The organism is Pantoea sp. y20, from assembly GCF_054903455.1.
Genome location: NZ_JBUBNJ010000002.1, coordinates 302,929 through 324,219, shown reverse-complemented (window position 1 = coordinate 324,219; position 21,291 = coordinate 302,929). Strand labels below are relative to the sequence as shown.

The following is a 21,291-nucleotide window of genomic DNA, read 5'->3' as shown; positions in this document are numbered from 1 at the left end:
AAACTTGTATAAGTTTGATGGCTAAAGTTATACGTCAACCTTGAGGATGGAACCATGCGTCAGGATCGTAACTTTTCCACAGCGTCGGAAGCTATTGCACGCTACTTTAAAGAAGCCTCATTGCCTTCGCAGCAGGAAACGCTGGGGCAGATTGTGGTCGAGATCTTGCGTTCAGGCCGAACGTTAAGCCGTAAAACGCTATGCACCAAGCTGCTGTGCCGTATGGAGCAAGCACGCGGTACTGAAGCGGAAATTCACTATCAGCAATTAATCGGCCTGATGTTTTCCGTAGAACGAGAAGCCTAAATCAGGCGCCGCTGGCCTGAGAATTAACCAAGTGGTTTCCGCCTCATTCAGCTACAGGTTAGACTGAATCCACTTCGTTATTTGCCGCAGGTCTGCCGCGGTAATCAGAGAGAATATATGTACAGAAGTGATGAAGAACGGCTCACCGACATCATCATGGGCGATGCGATTTTACAGTTGCTGAAAAAATCCGGCCCGGTTTCTACTCGCGCGCTGCTTGATAAATTGCGCGTGATGGCTTCGATTGAACGCGATCCGCCGCGCCAGCAAGCGCTGAGCCGTGCGATGTCGGAAGTGATGAATTATATCGAAACCCCGCAGCAGAGCGGAATTGCGATTAAAAACACCGATAACGTTACGCATATTTTCCGCAATCGTGACGGTTCAGGTAATGGAACCAAGCACTAAACGTTGGGCGAATGCTGGTTGATCCGCGTTCGCCCTTTTGTTTTTCAATGTAAACACATCACTCTTGTTTTCTTCGCGCGCCACACTGGACCGGAAAAATCGCCTTTCGCCGAGAGCAGCCTGCTGACTAAGCTTATTCCTGAAATGCAGATGGATGCATTGCAAGATCGGATATTGGTGAAGCGTTATCCTAATAAACCTACATCAACTCAATACCCAAACGCTTGAGCAGCGTGGCCCAAAGCAGAAATAGCAAGATGGTGAGCACGCAACTCGCGAACAACGTCGGCCAGAATCCGAGGCGTTGATAAAGAATTGGAAAGGCGACAAACATCGGCAAGGTCGGCACCACATACCAGAAGGTGTACCACGCGTGACTGGCAATTTTGGCCTGACTTTGGCCTTCCAGCTTCATCCAGATCAGCACCAGCACCGTCACCAAAGGCAGTGCGGCAATCAGCCCGCCAAGGCGATCGCTACGCTTAGCCACTTCAGATATCAGCACTACCATGCCAGCGGTTATGGCGTATTTGGCGATGAGCCAGAGCATCCGATTCCCCTTCCTGCTTCAGGCGATTAATGCCGAATCGCACATCCGCACTGCGACATTTCGCCCGGCACATGTTTGCCGTGATGTGAATGGCGCACCTGCAATTCGCCCTGCTGCCAGGCGTTACTGGCGTCGGCACGGTTTTCCAGCAAACGATTCAGCGCTTCGGCCACCAGCAAATCCCGTCGCTGCGCCCAACTGGTGAGATGCCAGGTTGACGCGCGCGCCTCATCGACATCATCAAAACCCACCACCGCAACATGTGCGCCTTGCGCGAAGTCGCGCACCGCTTGTAACGCGCCGAACGCCAGCACATCACTTTCGCAAAACAGCGCATTGATGCGCTCGGCAGCGCGCGTTTTCTTCAAATACGCCATCATTGCCTGATAAGCCAGTTCGCGATCGTTGCCACCGGCAGAGAGCTCGATATTCAGTTCTTTCTGTTCAGCTTGCAGGCTAGCGACAAAACCGTCCATCTGGCGCGCCGGCGCGCTATTTTCCTGACTGTGCATAAAGCCGAAACGTTGATGACCTTGCGACAGCAGCAGCAATCCCATCTCTTCGCCTGCGTCATAACCATCCGCAATCACAACGTTAGCATCCGCGCTGGCGCTGTGGCTGAGATGAACCGTTGTCGTCTGCGGCAGAATATCGGCCGCCACACTCAGTTCATCGCTAAACAGCGAAGTCAGAAAAACCAAGCCGCCAACAGGAAGTTGAGCCGCATTACGCAGCGCGCTTTGAAAACTTTCGCGGGAATTCGCATTCAGCAGCAGCGTAATAAAACCACGCTCATTCAACTGGCGCGTGACTTCATTAAGCAGCTTTACGGTGTTGGGATTGATGAACTCATCGCTGACAATGCCGACGATATTAGAATTAACGGCCATGAAATGACTCTCCTGCAACTTAGCGTGCGGTAATTATTTGTAGGTAACAAAGTTAAGCATTCCACGTTACCCGAATAATCCGCGAGCGCCAATCGCTGGCCGTTGTTCCTGAGATGAATTTGTTAACGACGCGTCAGCGCCAGGCGTACGCCTAAACCGATAAAGGTGATGCCCACCACACGATCAAGCAATCTCTGCAACATCACATTGCGCGACACCGCGCTAGCCGCGCTGCCAGCAACCAGAGCAAATATCACGTCAGTCATTAAACCCACAACCGCATACGTCAGGCCGAGCAACAGAAACGAGCTGGCATGATGATCGCCATCAACTACCACGAATTGTGGGAAGAAGGAGATGAAAAACAGCAATACTTTTGGGTTGGTAATCGATGTAATAAAACCGCGAACTAATAAGTTGCGCGTATTAGAGCGTGGAATTTCAGCCTGCGGTGTTTTCTCTTCTTCACGGCTAAAAAAGGTTCTCCACACCATCTTACTGCCCAGATAAATTAAATATGCCGCACCAATATATTTAATCACCGTAAATAACAGTGGCGAAGCGGTAATTAGCGCCGTTAATCCGACGGCGCTGGCGATGGCATGCGTGCAACTTCCTAACGCTACGCCACTGGCTGATATCACACCGCTACGTCGTCCATTCGCTACGCTTTGTCCTACGACATAAGCTAAATCCGGTCCCGGTGTAATACACAGCAGAAATACGGATGCGAGGAAAAGCGGAAAGTGCGTGATATCCAGCATAGTGACTCCTTGTAAAGGGTGAATAATTCCAGCACCTATCGTAGCGGCGCAATTAATTGCGCACAATAGAAGTAAGAGACACACAATGATTAAAAATATCGCGATAAATCGCGTAAGGCCGATCAATTAAGTACCGCATCAAATCACCGTACATTTCGTAGCGGCGCGAATTACCGCGCAATAAATTGCGCCGCTACGGTTCACTGCAGTTGCAAATACTCAACTACGCCTCCAGCAAAATCGCGAATCCACCATAGATCATACGCTTACCATCGAACGGCATATTCTCGCCCATCTCTTTCATACGCGGATCGGACATCATTTTGGCATTGGCGGCGTCACGCACTTCCCGCGATGGGTATTCGATCCAGCTGAACACCACCGTTTCGCCCTCTTCGGCTTTTACCGCGCGATAAAAATCGGTCTGCGCGCCTTCGGGAACATCGTCTGCCCAGCACTCGACAACACGCGTGGCGCCAAACTCTTTAAACAGCGGCGCGGCTTTAGCCGCCATGGCACGATAATCCTCCTTATTAGCTTCCGGCACCGCTACGACAAAACCATCTACATACGACATAGCTCGTTACTCCGTCGTCATTTGCGCGGTCAGTAATAACCGCGCATTAATTGTATAAATGATGTGCAACCCGAGCCGAAACAGAGATGAAAATTTGCGCGCTTACTCGCAGATTCTGCGCGCGCCAGACGATTTACGTTACACTGACGCCTTTGATCGTTACGTCACCGAGAAATCTATGCGCATCACCATTGAACCGGCCGATCAGCCGTTTATTCACCGTTTGTTGGGTGAAGAGATTGAGAGTATTGACACCGCATCCACCGATGCCACGTTATTACAGCAGGCGCTACACAGCGCACGACAGCAGAAGAATCACGAAGCCGACCTCGACTGGCGCCGCAACGCGCTGTTTCTGCTACTGTTTGTATTTTTATATGCCGCACTCGGTGCGTCGTTAACGCTGGATCTCACGCCGCAGGCATCGAGCCATAAAAGCCTCGCTTACGCGCTGGAAGCGGTGCCGGTACTGATTGCTTTTTCTGGTTTATTCATCTCGCTGCTGTACGTATTTCTGACTCGCAGTGGCGCTCGACGCTTGCGTAATTGGGAACAGGGAATATTTGTGCTGGAGAAATACAGCGGCGCGAATTTCAGTCGGCAAATTAATGAAATGGGATCACGCACCACTGATTATTCGCAATCGGCAATTAACGTTGTGCTAGCGCTGTTTATTTGTGTGACCTGGGTGGTGATGTATAACTATTTCACGTTCACCACCAGCGGCGTGATTGGCAGCGTGATTTCACTGTTCATCACCACCATGACCTACGTGATTCTGGATATTCAGCTGCTGAAATCCAATTCATCCATTGCTATTGATGAACCGCTGATTCCGGTTGAAGACGAAAAAGAGAAGCCATAAGGATCTCAATGTGCGACATCCCTGTCGCACATATTTCGCTAGAGTTCTTCGCCATTGCTGGCGATGACCCGGCGATACCAATCAAAACTATTCTTCTTCGAGCGGGAAAAATCACCGCTACCATCATCGTTTTTATTTACGTAAATAAAACCATAGCGCTTGCTGTATTGGCCGGTGGTGAAAGATACGCAGTCAATACATCCCCAAGGGGTATATCCCATAAGATCGACACCATCTTCGGTCACAGCTTTCTTCATCTGTTCAATATGCGCCCGCAGATAATCGATGCGGTAGTCATCATTGATCTCGCTTTTTTCATCCATTTTGTCGATGGCACCAAAACCGTTTTCCACCACGAACAGTGGCTTTTCGTAACGCTCATAAAGAATATTCAGCACATAACGCAGCCCGACCGGATCGATCTGCCAGCCCCAATCTGAGGCTTTAACGTGCGGGTTCGGTACGCTGCCCTCAAAGCCAGAAAGCGCCGTCCCGCTGCCGGCATTTTCTTTACTGACCGCATTACTCATGTAATAGCTCAGCCCGATATAATCGGCACAGCCTTCCCGCAGAATCTGCGGATCATCGGGCTCCATTGCAATATGGTATCCCTTGCGTTGCCATTCATTGAGAATATAAGCCGGATAATGACCGCGCATGTGCACGTCACTGAATAGGAATCGCTCCCTCATCGCTTCCTGAGCATACATCACGTCATCCGGATGACAGGAAAACGGATAGAGCGGCACCATGGCGATCATGCAGCCAATTTGTAGTGCAGGATTAATTTCATGTCCCAACTTCACCACTTGAGCACTCGCCACAAATTGATGGTGCAGAACCTGATACATGCACTCTTCAGGATTAGGCTCGTGGGTAAAAATAACGCCCGAGCAGCAATAACCAAACAGCGGAGTTTTCCAGTTGCGCTGATTATTAATTTCGTTGAAGGTCATCCAGTATTTTACTTTGTGCTGGAGGCGTTCAATAACCACCGCACTGAAGCGGACAAAAAATTCCAAAACCTTTCTGCTTTTCCAGCCGCCATATTCGGTGACCAGGAAGTTTGGCATCTCAAAATGGGACAGCGTAATTACCGGTTCAATCCCGTATTTCAGCAGCTCATCGAATAGCGCATCGTAAAAACGCAACCCCTCTTCGTTCGGCTCGGCTTCATCGCCGCGTGGAAAAATACGCGACCAGGCAATTGAGGTGCGGAAGCAGCGGAAGCCCATTTCTGCCAACAGCGCGATATCCTCAGGATAGCGATGGTAAAAGTCTGATGCCTCGTGATTGGCATAAAAGCAGTCATCCTGAATGCCGGCGGTGATGACGCGATCAACACCGTGCGCCCCGCTGGTCAGGACATCGACTATGCTCGGGCCTTTACCGCCTTTATCCCAGGCTCCCTCGACCTGATGAGCGGCAACAGCACCGCCCCACATGAAATTTTCTGGAAATGGCTTATTCATAATCTGTATCTCTATTTATCAGAGGGTGCCAGGCTGCGGCACAGAGCGAATGTCAGGTTGGCTGTTTTCTTTGAATCCCGCGACCCAAGAGAAAACCATGCCCAATATGAAGGCGACGAATATGGATACCAGGAAGCCGAGGAACTGCGTCATGTGCCCCTCTTTAAAGAACACCGGCAGGACGGCAATGCCGGGAATGCAGTAACTCCATGAAACCGCGTTGAAAGCCCCGGCGATCATGCCGCCGGCAGCGCCCGCCAGGCAGCCACAAATCATCGGTCGTTTAAGACGCAGAGCCACACCGTAAATGGCGGGTTCAGTGATGCCGAACAGCGCCGTTACACCCGCAGAGAGCGCCATGCGCTTAAGCTCAGCGTCTTTCGCCTTCAGGTATACGCCCAGCACCGCGCCCGCCATACCGAATACCGCGGAGGCTTGCAGTCCGGTAAAGGTGTCGTAGCCCAGGGTGGCATAGTTACCGACGGTCACTGGCGTGATGCCCCAATGCACGCCCAAGGTAACCAGTGGCATCCAGAAGGCACCAACCACAAATCCGGCAATGGCAGGACTGAGATGATAAAGGGTGTTATAGACGCCACCGATGGCGCCGCCGATCATATTGCCGATCGGACCGAATGCCAGAAGCGTGAACGGAACCATGATGGCGAGGCAGAACATGGGCGTGAACAGGTTGCGTATCACCATCGGAAGCAGGCGCTCGAAGAAACGCTGTACATACGACATGCCCCACACCATCAAAATAATGGGAATCACCGACGAGGTGTAACTCAAGTACTCTACCGGCAGCCCCATAAAGGTCAGCGGCGCGGCATCAAGCGGAATGCCAACGGTCTGCACCATCACCCTTGAAATTTCGGGATTTTCAACCGCGCCCTTCATCAAGGCCTGCACTGCGGGATCGGCTGAGTTGGCGGTAAGGATTTTGTTGGCCGTCAACATACTCAGATAATCCGGCGACACCAGCGCGCAGGCGGAGATAACCGCCGTGAACGGATTGACATTGAATTTTTTGGCGGCGGTAAACGCCACCATCACGGGCAGGAAGGTAAAGCCGGTCCACGAAACGAAGTTAAGGATGCGATAAGTGCCGCTTGCAGGATCCATCAGGTCGATGGCGGTCAGCAGCGAAATGATGCCCTGCAGCACACCGCAGGCTGCCAGCGGATAGAGAAAAGGCGCAAATATGCTGGAGATGATATCCATAATGCGGCTAACCATACCGACATTAGGCGGTGGTACCGCTGTACTTTCGTCGAAAGTGAGTAGATTCTGCACTTCGCGATAAGCATCACCAACGTGATTGCCAATCACCACCTGCATCTGGCCGCTGGCCTGCATCGCGGTGATAACGCCTTTTACCCGCTTTAGTGATTCAACCTCGACCAGAGAATAATCTTTCAGCACAAACCTCAGACGTGTAGCGCAATGTGTCACACTTATCACATTATTATCGCTACCTATCAGTCTAACGATCTCTTTCGCAGAATCCGCATAATCTATTGCCATGGTTTTCTTCCATTGCCAGAGGGAATTCAGTCCGTCAGGAGCGGACTAATTCCGGCAATGTTAGAAAATCATCCCGGCAATGTCACGAGGTCACAATATGTTATAACGGGTCGCTAATTACAAAAATGTCACACCGCGTGACATATCGCTGACATTATTCACCACCAGTTTTCTGCCTATCGATTCAAGAATAAAAATGACCGGAACCTGAGTGGTAATATCGTATTCGCTTTCAATCAAAATGCGAGAAACATGGTAAGGAACAATAAAGTCAGAAAGTTTTGCCAGTGTTGAATCCGGGTTGCAGGTAATAGAAATCACTTTGCACTTGTGAATAACAAACTGCCTGGCAAGCTTCAATATTTCGGGAGTTTCGCCAGAGACAGAAAGCACGATAGCCACTGAACTCTGCACCATATCGGTACTCACCGGATAATAGGGATCATCAATGTGATTACTGAACTTGCCTACATTAGAGAAGAAACGCGCACCATACCTGCCAAGCGTGCCAGAGCTGCCTGCGCCAGCAAAGAACACCCGTTCGGCATCACGAATGTATTGAGCCGCCTGATTGATCATCTCATCAAATTCATCGTTTCTGATGCTTTTAAAAAAGGTCAATATTTCCTCAGCTCCATGAGGAATCAGTAATGTGTTATTTTTGTTCAGGTGCAACTTCATACTGGCTTTGAGTTCTGAGTAACCTTTGAAGTCCATTTTTTTACAGAATCTCAGAACAGTCGCGGTAGATACGCCAGAATTATCAGCTAGCTCTCTTATCGTCATATAAATAACGGCATTGATGTTTTTAATAATGTAATTATGCACGCTGCTTTCGAGGGCATTTAAGGTTGATAGTTTTCTGGCGTTAAACATCTATTCAAACATCCTGACGATTCAATTATGACGCTTATCATGTCACAAACCGTGACATCTGAGGGATGTTTAACGAGTAAACCCGCGCGGCAAACCAAAAGAAATTGTATTAATTGTGATAGCTCGCACAATTTGGATCAAGCATGGCGGAATGCATATTAGTTTTCCAGCGCAGTAAGGATCGTCGCTTCCATTTTTTCTGGTTTGGTGATCGGTGCAAATCGCTTGATCGGTTTGCCGTCGCGTCCGATCAGAAACTTAGTAAAGTTCCATTTGATCCGCCCGCCCAACACACCGGGTAATTCGGCTTTCAGGTAGCGAAATACGGGGTGCGTTGCGGCGCCGTTAACTTCGACTTTATCGAACATCGGGAAGCTCACACCGTAGTTGATGAGGCAGGTCTGCGCGATATCATCGGCTCCGCCAGGTTCCTGCTTGCCAAACTGATTGCAGGGGAAACCCAATATCATCAGCCCATTGTCCGCGTACTTCTTGTAGAGCGCTTCAAGGCCTGCATATTGAGGAGTAAATCCACAATGGCTGGCGGTATTCACCACCAGAACCAGCTTCCCGGCGTAATCGGCCATAGAGATGGGCTGGCCTCGCAAGCTGATGGCATTAAGTTGATGAAAGGTGGTCATGTATCAATCCTCAGAGCAGAATCAGTTCGGCATTAAAGACGGTGCTTTAATCAGCGGCCTCTGCGCCTTATTCTATGATTAAAGCGCCTGCGATTCATGTTAGACGTGATGTGTGAAAAGTCATGACTACCGCACCAAGAAGTAATAAACCACTCAAGCCGAAAGCACTTTGCCAACCCAGACTGTCGAAAATCAAACCCCCAACGGTTGATCCAAGCGCAATGGAGAGTTGGATGACAGCAACCATCAGACCACCACCTGCCTCTGCATCTTCGGGTAGCGTCCGCGCGAGCCATGTCCACCATCCGGTTGGCGCGGCTGTCGCAAGCATTCCCCACAGGCTCAGCAAAACGGCAACGGTTACTCTGGAAGCGTCATTTCTCTATTATCCGCACCGCAATGTGTCACCCACTTTGCGCGCGGCTATTGATACATTGAGAATTTAAATGATTTTCAATGGAAAATATGTATACCTGTCAATATCATCATCTCTCTCATTCGCCCACTGTTAATTAATCCTGAAGTAAATAAAGGCTTCTTAGCAACCTGAAACTTTAATCAGCATTGGCACTCTCCCTCCCGACGTTTTCTGGAAATCGATTAAACACCAGCAAATACACGTATTTTTGCTGTTTGGCCGTGCATAATTTGACATGTTGGGAAGCGGCGCAAAAAGCAGATTTTGCTCTGGTATCAACAGCCTGAATAACCATGTTGAATTCAGATCTTATCTGAAAAACCATAGCCTTACATAAACTAAATACTTTTTCATCCTCTTAATAACGAGGACATTTAAATTAATTCTGTTAATTTTTTGCACTCGCCAGCAGGGGGAAGAATGAAGATTATCGTCGGTGGAAACGGCTACCCGGAAAAGAGAAACATCATTACAGACCCTGCAAATCGCTATCTGGATTACCGTCCCAGAAATATCTGGACCTGGATCAACGTTATAAGGCGGCGCTTATTGCATAAAAATAAACTCTTTATTTTTCGTCCGCTGCCTCTGATGTCTTCAGGTGATGCGGACATTATCCACCTTTTTAACGAAGTTTCTTCGGGGCCAGGCGACTGGGTAGCGACCTTTGAAACCGAACTGCCCCGTGTTCTTCCCGTTGAGGGAATACCCAAATTTGCCAACCCCGAGCTGGCGCGGGAACTCCGGTACGTCTGCTCTCCGCGCTGCAAAGGTATCATCGCTATCTCAGAAGCCACACGTCAGATCCAACTGCGGCTGCTGGAACATTTCCCCAGGGAGCAGGCTATCATCGGGCCCAAACTGCACGTACTGCATCCCCCGCAGCCGGTACTGCAGGAAAAAAATGCTCTGGTTGAAAGAGGTCCGCTGAATTTTACCTTCGTGGGCAAGGAGTTCTATCGCAAAGGAGGGGCAGAAGTTGTGCTAGCCTTTAGCCAGTTATTAAGGGAAAACCTGATAAGTGTGAACGACGTACGCGTAAATCTGGTTGGTGATCCTGGCAAAACGCATAACGTGGCTCACCAGGCGTTCCAGGATGATGACGCATTTAGAAGAAGCGTGGAGGATACACTTCGTGAATGCCCTCTATTCCAGCACTATACGTCGCTGACCAACGACGCGGTACTGGCGTTGATTAAGACCTCTGATGTCGGGCTGCTGCCCACATGGCAGGAGACATACGGCTTTTCCGTTCTGGAAATGCAGGCCTGCGGCTGCCCGGTAATAACGACGAATGTCAGAGCCTTGCCGGAAATTAATCCGGAAAATGCCGGCTGGCTGATTCGCTGCCCCCTGAATCCGATGTTGGAGCTGACGGTTGGATCGCTCAACGATAAAGCCGCACTGAGAAGCACCATCGTTTCTCAGTTAAAAGCCCATATTTTACATATCTTAAGCGACAGAAAAATTGTCAAAGTGCGCGCTATACAGTCAGTCGCTCGCATACGTAATGAACACGATCCTGTGGAGTTCAGAAATTACCTGAGTGCGATATACAGGGGGTTTTGAGCCAGACAAATAAAGAAATTAACCGTTTTCTGTATGGGTATTGTTCACATTGCTCATACGGATAACCTGCCCTCCCAACATTTCGGGCATTCTTAACTGGAAAACAGACCTTTCCGCCACTATCATCAGCTCACTTATTCACCCACTGATAACTAAGGAGGATTACTATGCCACTGTGTGAATTGTTTATTTACTCACACTTCTACAGTAATTGGCCGCGTTCAGGCATTTCCGCACTCGTGCTGCGATAATCCGTCCTGAGCGAAGTTAACTGAAAATCTAATCCCTTCCTCCGGCTTACCGGGTTGTCGTCAGCGATTTCTGACGTCGGGCCTTTTTGCGCCTGCAACTTATGAGTAAGCACATGAGCACTTTACTGTCCGCCCACGCTGTCGGTTTCGATAACGCCTTCGGTACGCTATTTCACGATATCCATTTCAGCCTGAAAAAAGGCGATCGCATCGGTTTGCTGGGTGATAACGGCACCGGTAAAAGCACCTTATTGAAAATTCTCAGTGGTGAACTTGAAGCCAGCCACGGCAGCGTTACGCCGGCTAATCACTGTTTACTGGCGCGCATCGAGCAGCATCTGCCAGCAGAACTGCACAACGCGTCGCTGCTGGATGGCGTGATGGCGCGCTTGCCGGAACAAGCCGATCGCTGGCGCGCCGAAGCGCTGCTGGGCAGCCTGGGTTTTACCGCTGAGCATCAAACGCAAACTGCCGCAACGTTAAGTGGCGGTCAGCATATGCGCCTGCTGCTGGCGCGCGCGCTGATCCTGCAACCGGATCTGCTGCTGCTCGATGAACCCAGCAACCACCTCGATTTGCCAACGCTATTGTGGCTGGAGAATTTCCTCAACGGCTGGAGCGGCAGCTTCGTGCTGGTTTCCCATGACAGCACCCTGCTCGATCGGGTGACTAACTGCAGCTGGATTCTGCGCGATCGCGGTCTGCAATTCTTCCGTCTGCCCTGCAGCGCGGCGCGTCAGGCGCTGATCGAGCAGGATGACGCTGACACGCAGCGTTATCAGGCCGAGCAGAAAGAGATCGAACGCGTAGAGAAAAGTGCCAAACGTCTGGCGATCTGGGGCCGCACTTACGATAACGAAGGTTTGTCGCGCAAAGCGCAGCAGATGGAGAAACGCGCCAATTGGTTGAAAGAAGCACAAACCACGCTGAGCGAAGGATCGCTATGGCGGCTGCAGCTGCAAGGTGAAGCGCTGGATGCCGATCGCGTGCTGGCATTGCCGCAGATGTCGATTCGGCCGGCCGATGACGCACCTGCACTGTTTTCACTACCAACGCTGCAGGTGAAAAGTGGCGATCGCGTAGCGATCGTTGGCCGCAACGGTTGCGGTAAATCGTCGCTGCTGCGCCATTTGTGGCGTGAATTTCAACAAGCAGATAGCGCGCTTTTTCATCCCCGCGCGCGCCTCGGTTATTACGATCAAAGTCTGCATCAGTTGCACGATGCGGAAACGTTAAGTGATGCGCTGGCGCATTTTGCGCCGCTCAGCGATGAGCAGCGCAAGATGGCGTTGATCGGTGCGGGTTTTCCGTATCTGCGTCACCAGCAGCTGATTGGATCACTGAGCGGCGGCGAGCGCTCGCGTTTACTCTTTGTGGGGCTGACGCTGGCGCGCTATTCACTGCTGCTGCTCGATGAACCCACTAACCATCTGGATATGGTAGGGAAAGAGGAGCTGGCGGAGGCGCTGAATCAGTTCGAGGGCGCGGTGTTGCTGGTGTCGCACGATCGTCAGTTAATCGCCAACAGCTGCAATCGTTTCTGGCTGATAGAGGACCAGCAACTCAGCCAGTGGCACGATTTTGACGCGGTGACCGAGCGCCTGCGTGCTGAACAGGTGATATCCATGTCTGAGGTTGTTGCACCTGCGGCGACGGAAAACGCGTTGGATGAAGATGCTTTGCTGCTGGCGTTATTAGAGGTGGAAAGCAAACTGGATGAGGATCTGGCGCGTAAGCCGAAGCATCAGAAACCCGCGTTGCAAGCGCAGTGGCGTGAGGAGATCGCGAAGCTGAAAACCCAGCTCGATCTGTAAATCGGTAGTGAACCGGTCGCCATAAATGACGTAATGCCGCTCAGTTAAGCGTCGTATCAAATCACCGCACCTTCCGTAGCGGCGCGATTTATCGCGCAATAAATTGCGCCGCTACAATATGTGCTCTGGGTGATGAGAGGTTTCGTGGCTTAACTGACAAACATTACGTCATAAATGGCGACCCTACGCCCAATCAGTGACTCAGATACGCTGTAAACAACCCAGCCGCCCTTTCTATTCGGAAAACTTTAATCATTTTTCAACCAGCGCGCATTACCCAGATAAATCCGGCGAATTTTCTCCAGTTTGTTCCCTTAAGTGATTATGATTCTCGCTTCATATAAGGGACGCTTATGCTCAATATCTCAAAAAAGTGGCTATTCGCTACGCTCGCTGCCGTCATTCTCCTGCTGTTGATCTGGCATTTCGCCGGTTCACGCCATAAACCTAACGCGGTGGTCACCGCCGAAGTGCGTCAGGGAAATATCGAAAACGTGATTGCTGCCACCGGCAAAATGGATGCGGTTGAACGCGTCAACGTCGGTGCGCAGGTTTCTGGTCAGGTGAAAAAGCTCTATATCAAATCTGGCGATAGCGTCAGCAAAGGCCAGCTAATCGCCGAAATTGACGATCAACCGCAGCGCAGCGATTTGCGTAACGCGCAGGCGGCGCTGAGCGTGGCGCAGGCCGATTTGGAAACCCGCGAAGCCGCGCTGGTGCGACAGCAAGCGCAATATCAGCGCTTGCAGCAGATGATTAAAACCAATGCGATCTCGCGTCAGGATTTTGATACCGCCGAACAAGAGTGGCGCAGTGCACGCGCCGAGCTAACCGCGCAAAAAGCGCGCGTGATTCAGGCGCAGATTGAGGTGGATAAGAAGCAGCTCGATCTCGGTTATACCCGCATCATGGCGCCAATGGACGGCACGGTCATCGCCATCGTCACTAAGCAAGGTCAAACGGTGAACGCGGTACAAACCGCGCCAACCATCGCCAAGCTGGCGCAGCTCGGCACCATGACGATTAAAGTGCAGATCTCCGAAGCCGACATCAACAACGTGCAGCCAGGCCAGCAAGCGTGGTTCACCACCTTCTCCAATCCAGACAAGCGCTACAACGCCACGCTGCGCAGCCTCGAACTGGCGCCGGAATCGGTGATGAAAGATGACGCGCTGATGGGCAACAGCGAAAGCACGCCAGCCAGCAGCACCAACGCCGCAGTCTATTACAACGCGCTGCTGGATGTGCCAAACCCCGACAACGCGCTGCGCATCTCCATGACGGCGCAGGTCAACCTGCTGCGTGATTCCGCCAAAGACGCTTTGCTGGTGCCGGTGCAGGCGACGAAGAAAGACGCGGATGGCAAAACCTACGTGGAAATCCCCGATCAGGATAACCAGCCGGTCAAACGCATCATCACCACTGGCATCACTGACAGCGTTGATATTCAGGTGCTGAGCGGTTTAAAAGTCGGCGAGAAAGTGATCCTTGCTACGCAGACGGCGGGCGCTGACGAGGTGTTGATGTGAATATCATCGAACTGAAAAACATCCAGCGCAGCTATGTTAACGGTTCGCAATCTCTGCATGTGCTGAAAGACATTAACCTGAGCATTGCTAGCGGCGAGCTGGTGGCGATTATCGGGCCGTCCGGTTCGGGTAAATCGACGCTGCTGAATATTCTTGGCTGCCTGGATGCGCCGGATAGCGGCGACTATTTCATTAGTGGCCAAAACACCGCCACGCTGTCGCCGGATGCGCTGGCGAAAGTCCGCCGCGAGCATATCGGCTTTATCTTCCAGCGTTATCATCTGATGCCGGATCTCAGCGCCTTGAGCAACGTCGAGATTCCATCGATCTACGCCAATCTGCAGGGCAAAGCACGGCTGCAGCGCGCGGCGGATCTGCTGGCACGTTTAGGTTTGCAGGGCCGCGAACATCATAAACCGGGCGAGCTGTCCGGCGGCCAGCAGCAGCGCGTCAGTATCGCGCGCGCGCTGATTAACGGTGCCGAAATTATTCTTGCCGATGAACCGACCGGCGCGCTGGATTCGCATTCCGGCGAAGAGGTGCTGCGCATCCTACACGATCTCAATCGCGAAGGTCACACGGTGATCATCGTCACGCACGACATGAAAGTGGCGCAGCACGCCGATCGCATTATTGAGATTCAGGACGGCGAGATTTTTGCCGACAGCGGCCGCAAACAGGATGCAACCCGCGCGCAATATGTCCCCGCCGCGCCTAAAAGCCAGAGCAAGCTGCGCGGCTTGCTCGACCGCTTTCGCGAATCATTGCGCATGGCGCTGAATGCCATGAACGCGCATCGGCTGCGCACCGCGCTGACCATGACCGGGATTATTTTTGGCATCGCGGCGGTGGTCACGGTGGTGGCGCTCGGCCAGGGCGCGCGGCAAAAAACGCTGGAGAGTATTTCCGGGCTCGGCACCAATGTGGTGTCGATCTATGCCGGCGGTGATTTTGTCGAGGATGAAGCGCATCCGGTGCTGACGCTGGTGATGGCCGATGCCGACGTGATTGGGCGTCAGCAGTTTGTCGCAGCGGTCAGCCCGGAAATGATCGCCAATCAGCCTATTCGCTATCTTTCCAACGCGTCCAAAACCTCAGTGTACGGCGTCGGCAAAGCGTATTTCCAGATTCAGGGCATTAAATTGCTGGAAGGCAGCAACTTCAGCGATGAACGCCACGCGCGTCAGGAGATCATTATCGATACCAACACGCGCAACAAACTGTTTGGCGAACACGGGGAAAGCCCAATTGGCAAGATGATCGTGCTGGGTTCGGTGCCGGTGCGCGTGATTGGCGTGGCGGATAATAACGATGGCATGTCGCCCAATCGCCTCAGCGTGTGGCTGCCGTGGAGCACCGTGATGTATCGCATCAGCGGGCAAACCGCGCTAACCAGCATCAGCATTAAGCTGAAGGACGATGTGGTGAGCGGCCCGGCGGTGGAATCGCTGACGCAACTGCTAACCGCGCGTCACGGCAGCAAAGATTTCCTGGTGTTCAACCGCGACAAATACCGCAAAGCGATTGAAGATGCCGCCGCGACGTTAACGCTGTTGATTCTGCTGGTCGCCTCAATTGCACTGATGATTGGCAGCATCGGCGTGATGAATATCATGCTGGTCTCGGTAACGGAGCGTACCCATGAAATCGGCGTGCGCATGGCGGTGGGCGCACGGCGCGGCGACATCATGCAGCAGTTTATGATCGAAGCAGTTTTAGTCTGTCTGGTGGGCGGATCGCTCGGCGTCGCGCTGGCGCTGGTGATTGGTCCGATTATCAGCCTGCTGGCGGGCGGCATGATCACGGCGATCTTCTCATGGCAGTCAGCGGGTGCGGCCTTTGCCTGCTCCACCATCATCGGCATGATTTTTGGTTACCTGCCCGCGCGCAAAGCCGCACGCATGGATCCGGTGGCGGCATTGGCAAGCGAATAACTGAAATACCGCTTTAATCTATTAGCACTGTTCCGTAGCGGCGCGATTTATCGCGCTCTTTTGACCTTTTTACTTGTGTAAAAACGCGCAATAAATCGCGCCGCTATGGATTTGCCGTTTTACATCAACATCGGCAAGGTCGCCGTTGCTGTCTGCTGGCTGGCCGCCTGATACCGGGCATCATGCGTCATCAACTCGTTAATCAATACTTCCACCAACATCATTGCACCCACTTTACCGCTCAGCGCGCCGGCGTTGAACGGGCCTTCCGGCCGCGCAGCCACCAGCAGCATATCGGCTAAACTGCCCATCGGGCTGCGCAGCGTGTTGCTCAGCATCAGCACGCGCGCGTTTTGCTTCTTCGCCAGCTTCACTACGTGCATTACATCTTTGGTCGAGCCGGAAGCGGAGATGGCGATCACCAAATCGCCCTCTCTGAGCGTCGAGGCATTCATCGCCGCGCGATGCATATCACCAAACAGCTGCGCCGATTTACCTAAGCGCAACAGGCGATAGTGCAAATACTCACCGGTAATCGCGCTGGCCGCCACGCCGTAGATCTGGATAGTTTTAGCCTGATGCAGCGCTTCCACCGCGCTCTGAAGCACTTCGCGGTTAATGAATTTCCCGGTATCGCGCAGCGCCTGCACAGTTTCCTCCACCAGCATGTCGATGCTGTCACCGCTAGCAACGGCCGCGGGCTGATTGTGTTGCACATCCAGCGCCAGCGCCATTTTGAATTCGGTATAGCCTTTGCAGCCGAGATGACGACACAGCCGCGTGACGCTCGCTTCGCTGGTGTCGGTCTCACGCGCCAGTTCAGTGATGGTGAGATACAGCACTTTCTGCGGGTCGGTGAGGATGAAATCGCCCAGCTTTTGCAGCGTCGGACTGTAGCCCGGCAAGCCCTGGCGCAGGTGCAGCAAGATGTTTTCGTTGTCCGTCATGGCGGCCTCTTCTTCACGACATTAAGGGCGCACAGTGTGCAGCAGATTCGAGCATAAGTGAAAGCTATCACAATAATGATGGAAATTTTCATCTTATAAATGAGATTGTGATAATAATTTTTATCACAATCTCACTTCATGGATAAAAATTTATGTCATCACTGTTCAGCGGTGCCTCTTCAGGGGTTTGGTTTGAAAAAGCCCAGCGGTTTGGTAAGTCGTTCATGTTACCGATCGCCGTGCTACCGGCGGCCGGTTTGCTGCTGGGCATTGGCGGCGCACTCTCCAATCCCAACACCGTCAAAGCTTATCCGTTCCTCGATGTCGCCTGGCTGCAAGGCGTGTTCACCATCATGGCGAGCGCCGGATCGGTGGTGTTCGCCAACCTCGCGGTGCTGTTTGCGGTTGGCGTAGCGGTAGGATTGGCCAAAAGCGACAAAGGCACCGCAGGATTGGCCTCGCTGCTGGCTTATCTGGTAATGAACGCCACCATCAATGCGCTGCTGACGCTGACCGGCGTGCTGGCGCAGGGCAACCTTAGCGCAGTGGGACAAGGCATGGCGCTCGGCATTCAGACGCTGGAAACCGGCGTATTTGGTGGCGTGGTGATCGGGCTCGTGACAGCCATGCTGCATAATCGCTACAACAAAATCGCCCTGCCGCAGTTCCTTGGCTTCTTTGGTGGCTCGCGCTTCGTGCCGATTATCAGCTCCTTGGTCGCCATTCTGGTGGGCGCGGCAATGACCATCGTCTGGCCGCATTTCCAGAAGCTGATTTTTGGCATGGGCGGATTGGTGGATGCCACCGGCTATTTCGGCACCTTTATTTACGGCTTCGTACTGCGCATGCTCGGCCCGTTCGGCCTGCATCACATCTTCTATTTGCCGTTCTGGACCACCGCACTCGGCGGCAGCGAAGTAATCAACGGACATCTGGTGGAAGGCACGCAGCGCATCTTCTTCGCCCAGCTTGCCGATCCCCACACGCAACAATTCTACATTGGCACCGCGCGCTTTATGTCCGGGCGCTTCATCACCATGATGTTTGGCCTGATCGGCGCGTGTCTGGCGATGTACCACACCGCTAAGCCGGAAAACCGCCAACGCGTGGCCGGATTGCTGCTGTCGGCGGCGCTGACTTCTTTCCTTACCGGCATCACCGAACCGATTGAGTTCTCGTTCCTGTTTGTCGCGCCGATGCTGTATGTCATCCACGCGCTGTTTGATGGGCTGGCGTTTATGATCGCCCACATCCTGCACATCACCATCGGCCAAACCTTCTCGGGCGGCCTGATTGATTTCATTCTGTTCGGCGTATTGCAGGGCGAAGCGAAAACCCATTGGTGGTATGTCCCGCTGGTTGGCGTGCCGTGGTTCCTGCTCTATTACTTTACTTTTCGCTTGCTGATCACCCGCTTCAATTTCAAAACGCCGGGGCGCGAAGACGCCAGCGTTGAAACTGTGCCTATGGTCGCCGGAGAGCGTCCACTGCAGGTGATCGCGGCTTTAGGCGGCAAGCAGAACATCGCCGAACTGGATTGCTGCGCCACCCGTCTGCGCATCACGCTCATCGACAGCAGCAAACTCGATGAAAACGCATTGAAAGCTACCGGCGCACGCGCCGTGATCCAACGTGGCAAAGGCGTGCAGGTGATTTATGGCGCGCACGTCACCATTATCAAAAATGAACTAGAGGAGTTACTCGCGCTATGAAAGCACCGATGCTGGCCCAGATTCAGGGAAAACTGGTGGTCTCGTGTCAGGCTCTGGAAGATGAGCCGTTACACAGCCCGTTTATTATGTCGCGCATGGCGTTAGCGGCGATGGAAGGTGGTGCGGCGGCGATTCGCGCCAACAGCCTGATCGACGTGCAGCAGATTATGCAAACCGTGGATTTGCCGATTATCGCCATTATTAAGCGCGACTATCCCGGAAGCAATGTGTATATCACCGCGACGCTGCGGGAAGTGGATGAGTTGATGGTGGCGAATCCGGCGATGATTGCGCTGGATGCCACGTTACACACACGTCCCGGCGATTTGCAGCTGCCGGCGTTGGTGGCAGCGATTCGCCAACGCTATCCGCAACTGTTGCTGATGGCGGACATCGCCACGGTGGAAGAAGCGCGACAGGCGGCGCAATTAGCTTTCGATTGTGTCGGCACCACGCTGCACGGCTACACCGCAGAAACGCAAGGCTGCTATTTGGCCGCCGATGATTGCCGCTTCCTGCGTGACGTATTGGCTGCGGTAAAGGTGCCGGTGATTGCCGAGGGGAATGTTGAAACGCCGGAAATGGCGGCGCATTGTCTGGCGCTGGGCGCGCATGCGGTGGTGGTCGGCGGCGCGATTACGCGTCCACAGCAGATAACGCGCCGCTTTGTGAATGCCATAAATTAATTTTGAGGTGCCCATTAGGCACCTCGCCTAAGGTTATCCACAATCCCCGTGCGTAGAGTCGCCGTTAACCTGTGGATAAAACTCGCCTCGCACCACACCGCGCCCGATGCGCGCAGGCGGTTACTTTTCGCACGATTGTGAATCTCAAACACGCTAACACACTTGATACGTTAGCGTGTTTGGGTGAGTCAGTAGCAGGCGTTAAACCGAATCTTCTTTTTCGATCACTAATACGCGCGCTTCGCCTTGCGGGTGCGCAACATGCTCGGTGCCGATGCTGGCGTAAAAAATGTCGCCGCTATTCAGCAGCACTTTCTTCAGCTCGCCTGCTTCGCGGTAATGCATCTCTATCGCACCATCCAGCACCGCAAACACTTCCTCGCCATCATTGATGTGCCACTTGTAAGGTTGATTGGTCCAGTGCAGACGCACGCTGGTGCCGGCGAAGTTGGCGATGTCTAACGCATCCCAGGCTTTGGCGGGAGAGAATTTTTTGCTGATGTAGGTTTTCATGCGATATCCGTGTGGGGGAGGACTGCGTTGATGATACACACAGCCTGGACGTGCGGCGGGACATGCGCAGGCCATTTACGGACATTCAGATACAACAAAGCCGCCTGGAGGCGGCCTTAACACAACTGCTTGTGCAATTAACTTATTTGTATAACTCGGCAGTCATGTGTACGCGGTTGTTAGTGTTGGCTTCAGTAATTTTGTATTGAGCGCCCTGCTCCTGTGCCTGTGCTGCAATTTTCGCTTCTGCGCCATCCAGAGTAGAAGACTCAACAGATATACTTTGTGCAAAGCTAGCAGCAGAAATCATTGAAAGAGCAGCAACAGCGGCGATAGACAGTGTTTTGATAGTTTTCATGGTCATAATCCTTAGTGGTTTAACGAGAAGGCTGTGTGCCTTCGATGAGAACAATAATAACTCAGGTTATCGTTTCAATATTAACCATTAGTGCGATCACGATAACTTACGTAACTATGCAGTTTCTGCGTTATATCGACAAAAAAGGCCGCCCGTAGGCGACCTGTTCTGGCACATCCGTATGCAACCATCCGTTATTTGTAAAGTTCTGCAGTCATGTGTACGACGTTGCCGTTGCTCGCTTCTAAAATTTTGTACTGCTCACCGTTCTGTTTTGCCTGCGCAGCGATTTTCGCTTCAGCACCATCCAGAGTCAGCGAGGTTGCTGAAACGGTCTGTGCGAAGCTGGCAGCAGACATCAGTGAAAGAGCGGCAGCAGCGGCAATAGTCAGAGTTTTGATAGTTTTCATGGTCGTATTCCTTTGATTGTTTGATTTGAAGGCTATGCGCCTTCGATGGAAACAATGATAACCATTGAAACTATTATCAGATTAACTATTAGTGCGATCACAGTTAATCAACTCATTATCACTATGCCAGCTCGAGCTCGGTGATGACCTTTTTGACTTTTGCCACATCCATAAGCGCTTTAGCGGTGCGCGGAAACAGTCCGCCGCACACGGAATACCACACTTCACAACCGGCGGTTAGGCCTGCTGCGGCAAAGACATCAGAAACAAAAAT

Annotated in this window: 21 protein-coding genes and 3 pseudogenes; 10 read left to right on the top strand and 14 right to left on the bottom strand. The window is 52.4% G+C overall.

The window, feature by feature from the left end; translation table 11 throughout:
- The first annotated feature begins 54 nt into the window (after positions 1–54).
- Together ycgZ and ACYAC5_RS21295 are read left to right on the top strand one after the other, a co-directional pair.
- Complete coding sequence (gene ycgZ / locus ACYAC5_RS21300; RefSeq protein WP_110866812.1) at positions 55–306, top strand: regulatory protein YcgZ; 252 nt, start codon at positions 55–57, stop codon at positions 304–306.
- Positions 307–423: 117 nt separating this feature from the next.
- Positions 424–714 carry a hypothetical protein gene (locus ACYAC5_RS21295; RefSeq protein WP_462063392.1) on the top strand — a complete coding sequence of 97 codons (291 nt, stop codon included), beginning with the start codon at positions 424–426 and terminating at the stop codon, positions 712–714.
- Between the two features lie 199 nt (positions 715–913).
- Here ACYAC5_RS21295 and ACYAC5_RS21290 read toward each other — a convergent pair whose 3' ends face one another.
- From ACYAC5_RS21290 to ACYAC5_RS21275, 4 genes are all read right to left on the bottom strand, one after another.
- The gene (locus ACYAC5_RS21290; RefSeq protein ID WP_462063391.1) at positions 914–1,264 is read right to left on the bottom strand and encodes a DUF3147 family protein; all 351 of its coding nucleotides are present in this window, start codon (positions 1,262–1,264) and stop codon (positions 914–916) included.
- Between the two features lie 26 nt (positions 1,265–1,290).
- Positions 1,291–2,154 carry a substrate-binding domain-containing protein gene (locus ACYAC5_RS21285; RefSeq protein WP_462063390.1) on the bottom strand — a complete coding sequence of 288 codons (864 nt, stop codon included), beginning with the start codon at positions 2,152–2,154 and terminating at the stop codon, positions 1,291–1,293.
- Positions 2,155–2,276: 122 nt separating this feature from the next.
- Entirely contained in the window at positions 2,277–2,918 is a 642-nt protein-coding gene (locus ACYAC5_RS21280) for a LysE family translocator (RefSeq protein WP_462063389.1), read from the bottom strand.
- 223 nt (positions 2,919–3,141) lie between these two features.
- Positions 3,142–3,495: a DUF1428 domain-containing protein gene (locus ACYAC5_RS21275; protein WP_462063388.1), complete on the bottom strand. Its 354-nt coding sequence runs from the start codon at positions 3,493–3,495 to the stop codon at positions 3,142–3,144.
- A gap of 178 nt (positions 3,496–3,673) precedes the next feature.
- Here ACYAC5_RS21275 and ACYAC5_RS21270 point away from each other — a divergent pair, with 178 nt between their 5' ends.
- Positions 3,674–4,360, top strand: coding sequence for a RipA family octameric membrane protein (locus ACYAC5_RS21270; protein ID WP_312462238.1), 687 nt, complete (start codon positions 3,674–3,676; stop codon positions 4,358–4,360).
- A gap of 38 nt (positions 4,361–4,398) precedes the next feature.
- On the opposite strand, the gene ACYAC5_RS21265 is transcribed toward ACYAC5_RS21270, so the two are convergent.
- The 5 genes and pseudogenes from ACYAC5_RS21265 to ACYAC5_RS21245 all read right to left on the bottom strand — a co-directional run.
- Entirely contained in the window at positions 4,399–5,832 is a 1,434-nt protein-coding gene (locus ACYAC5_RS21265) for a 6-phospho-beta-glucosidase (protein WP_462063387.1), read from the bottom strand.
- Between the two features lie 18 nt (positions 5,833–5,850).
- Complete coding sequence (locus ACYAC5_RS21260; protein ID WP_462063386.1) at positions 5,851–7,359, bottom strand: PTS transporter subunit EIIC; 1,509 nt, start codon at positions 7,357–7,359, stop codon at positions 5,851–5,853.
- A gap of 117 nt (positions 7,360–7,476) precedes the next feature.
- Positions 7,477–8,235, bottom strand: a complete 759-nt coding sequence (locus tag ACYAC5_RS21255; protein ID WP_210080406.1) for a MurR/RpiR family transcriptional regulator — start codon at positions 8,233–8,235, stop codon at positions 7,477–7,479.
- 158 nt (positions 8,236–8,393) lie between these two features.
- Complete coding sequence (locus ACYAC5_RS21250) at positions 8,394–8,876, bottom strand: glutathione peroxidase (protein ID WP_280173188.1); 483 nt, start codon at positions 8,874–8,876, stop codon at positions 8,394–8,396.
- A gap of 94 nt (positions 8,877–8,970) precedes the next feature.
- A pseudogene (locus ACYAC5_RS21245) lies at positions 8,971–9,234 on the bottom strand (MFS transporter); the annotation flags it as partial.
- 7 nt (positions 9,235–9,241) lie between these two features.
- Between ACYAC5_RS21245 and ACYAC5_RS21240 the strand changes: the two are divergent.
- The 5 genes and pseudogenes from ACYAC5_RS21240 to ACYAC5_RS21220 form a co-directional block, all read left to right on the top strand.
- Positions 9,242–9,322, top strand: a pseudogene (locus tag ACYAC5_RS21240) (hypothetical protein); the annotation flags it as partial.
- 392 nt (positions 9,323–9,714) lie between these two features.
- Positions 9,715–10,863, top strand: a complete 1,149-nt coding sequence (locus ACYAC5_RS21235) for a glycosyltransferase family 4 protein (protein WP_462063385.1) — start codon at positions 9,715–9,717, stop codon at positions 10,861–10,863.
- A 364-nt stretch (positions 10,864–11,227) separates the two neighbouring features.
- Positions 11,228–12,928, top strand: coding sequence for an ABC-F family ATP-binding cassette domain-containing protein (locus tag ACYAC5_RS21230; protein ID WP_192413144.1), 1,701 nt, complete (start codon positions 11,228–11,230; stop codon positions 12,926–12,928).
- A gap of 353 nt (positions 12,929–13,281) precedes the next feature.
- Positions 13,282–14,457 (top strand): efflux RND transporter periplasmic adaptor subunit, encoded by a 1,176-nt coding sequence (locus tag ACYAC5_RS21225; protein WP_110866794.1) that lies wholly within the window; start codon positions 13,282–13,284, stop codon positions 14,455–14,457.
- Positions 14,454–16,391, top strand: coding sequence for a MacB family efflux pump subunit (locus ACYAC5_RS21220; RefSeq protein WP_137387291.1), 1,938 nt, complete (start codon positions 14,454–14,456; stop codon positions 16,389–16,391). The genes ACYAC5_RS21225 and ACYAC5_RS21220 overlap by 4 nt, the downstream gene beginning before the upstream one ends.
- A 119-nt stretch (positions 16,392–16,510) precedes the next feature.
- Here ACYAC5_RS21220 and ACYAC5_RS21215 read toward each other — a convergent pair whose 3' ends face one another.
- The gene (locus ACYAC5_RS21215) at positions 16,511–17,338 is read right to left on the bottom strand and encodes a MurR/RpiR family transcriptional regulator (RefSeq protein WP_192413146.1); all 828 of its coding nucleotides are present in this window, start codon (positions 17,336–17,338) and stop codon (positions 16,511–16,513) included.
- A gap of 152 nt (positions 17,339–17,490) precedes the next feature.
- On the opposite strand from ACYAC5_RS21215, the gene ACYAC5_RS21210 reads away from it, so the two are divergent.
- Together ACYAC5_RS21210 and ACYAC5_RS21205 are read left to right on the top strand one after the other, a co-directional pair.
- A complete protein-coding gene (locus ACYAC5_RS21210; protein WP_462063384.1) occupies positions 17,491–19,050 on the top strand; it encodes a PTS transporter subunit EIIC in 1,560 nt (519 codons plus the stop codon).
- Positions 19,047–19,736, top strand: coding sequence for an N-acetylmannosamine-6-phosphate 2-epimerase (locus tag ACYAC5_RS21205; protein ID WP_462063383.1), 690 nt, complete (start codon positions 19,047–19,049; stop codon positions 19,734–19,736). The genes ACYAC5_RS21210 and ACYAC5_RS21205 overlap by 4 nt, the downstream gene beginning before the upstream one ends.
- Positions 19,737–19,937: 201 nt before the next feature.
- Here ACYAC5_RS21205 and ACYAC5_RS21200 read toward each other — a convergent pair whose 3' ends face one another.
- The 4 genes and pseudogenes from ACYAC5_RS21200 to ACYAC5_RS21185 form a co-directional block, all read right to left on the bottom strand.
- Positions 19,938–20,249, bottom strand: coding sequence for a cupin domain-containing protein (locus ACYAC5_RS21200; protein WP_277975051.1), 312 nt, complete (start codon positions 20,247–20,249; stop codon positions 19,938–19,940).
- Positions 20,250–20,391: 142 nt separating this feature from the next.
- Positions 20,392–20,607: a YdgH/BhsA/McbA-like domain containing protein gene (locus ACYAC5_RS21195; protein ID WP_277975052.1), complete on the bottom strand. Its 216-nt coding sequence runs from the start codon at positions 20,605–20,607 to the stop codon at positions 20,392–20,394.
- 194 nt (positions 20,608–20,801) lie between these two features.
- Entirely contained in the window at positions 20,802–21,017 is a 216-nt protein-coding gene (locus ACYAC5_RS21190) for a YdgH/BhsA/McbA-like domain containing protein (RefSeq protein ID WP_007890154.1), read from the bottom strand.
- Positions 21,018–21,171: 154 nt separating this feature from the next.
- Positions 21,172–21,279 (bottom strand): annotated as a pseudogene (locus tag ACYAC5_RS21185) (dihydrodipicolinate synthase family protein); the annotation flags it as partial.
- Positions 21,280–21,291 lie beyond the last annotated feature (12 nt).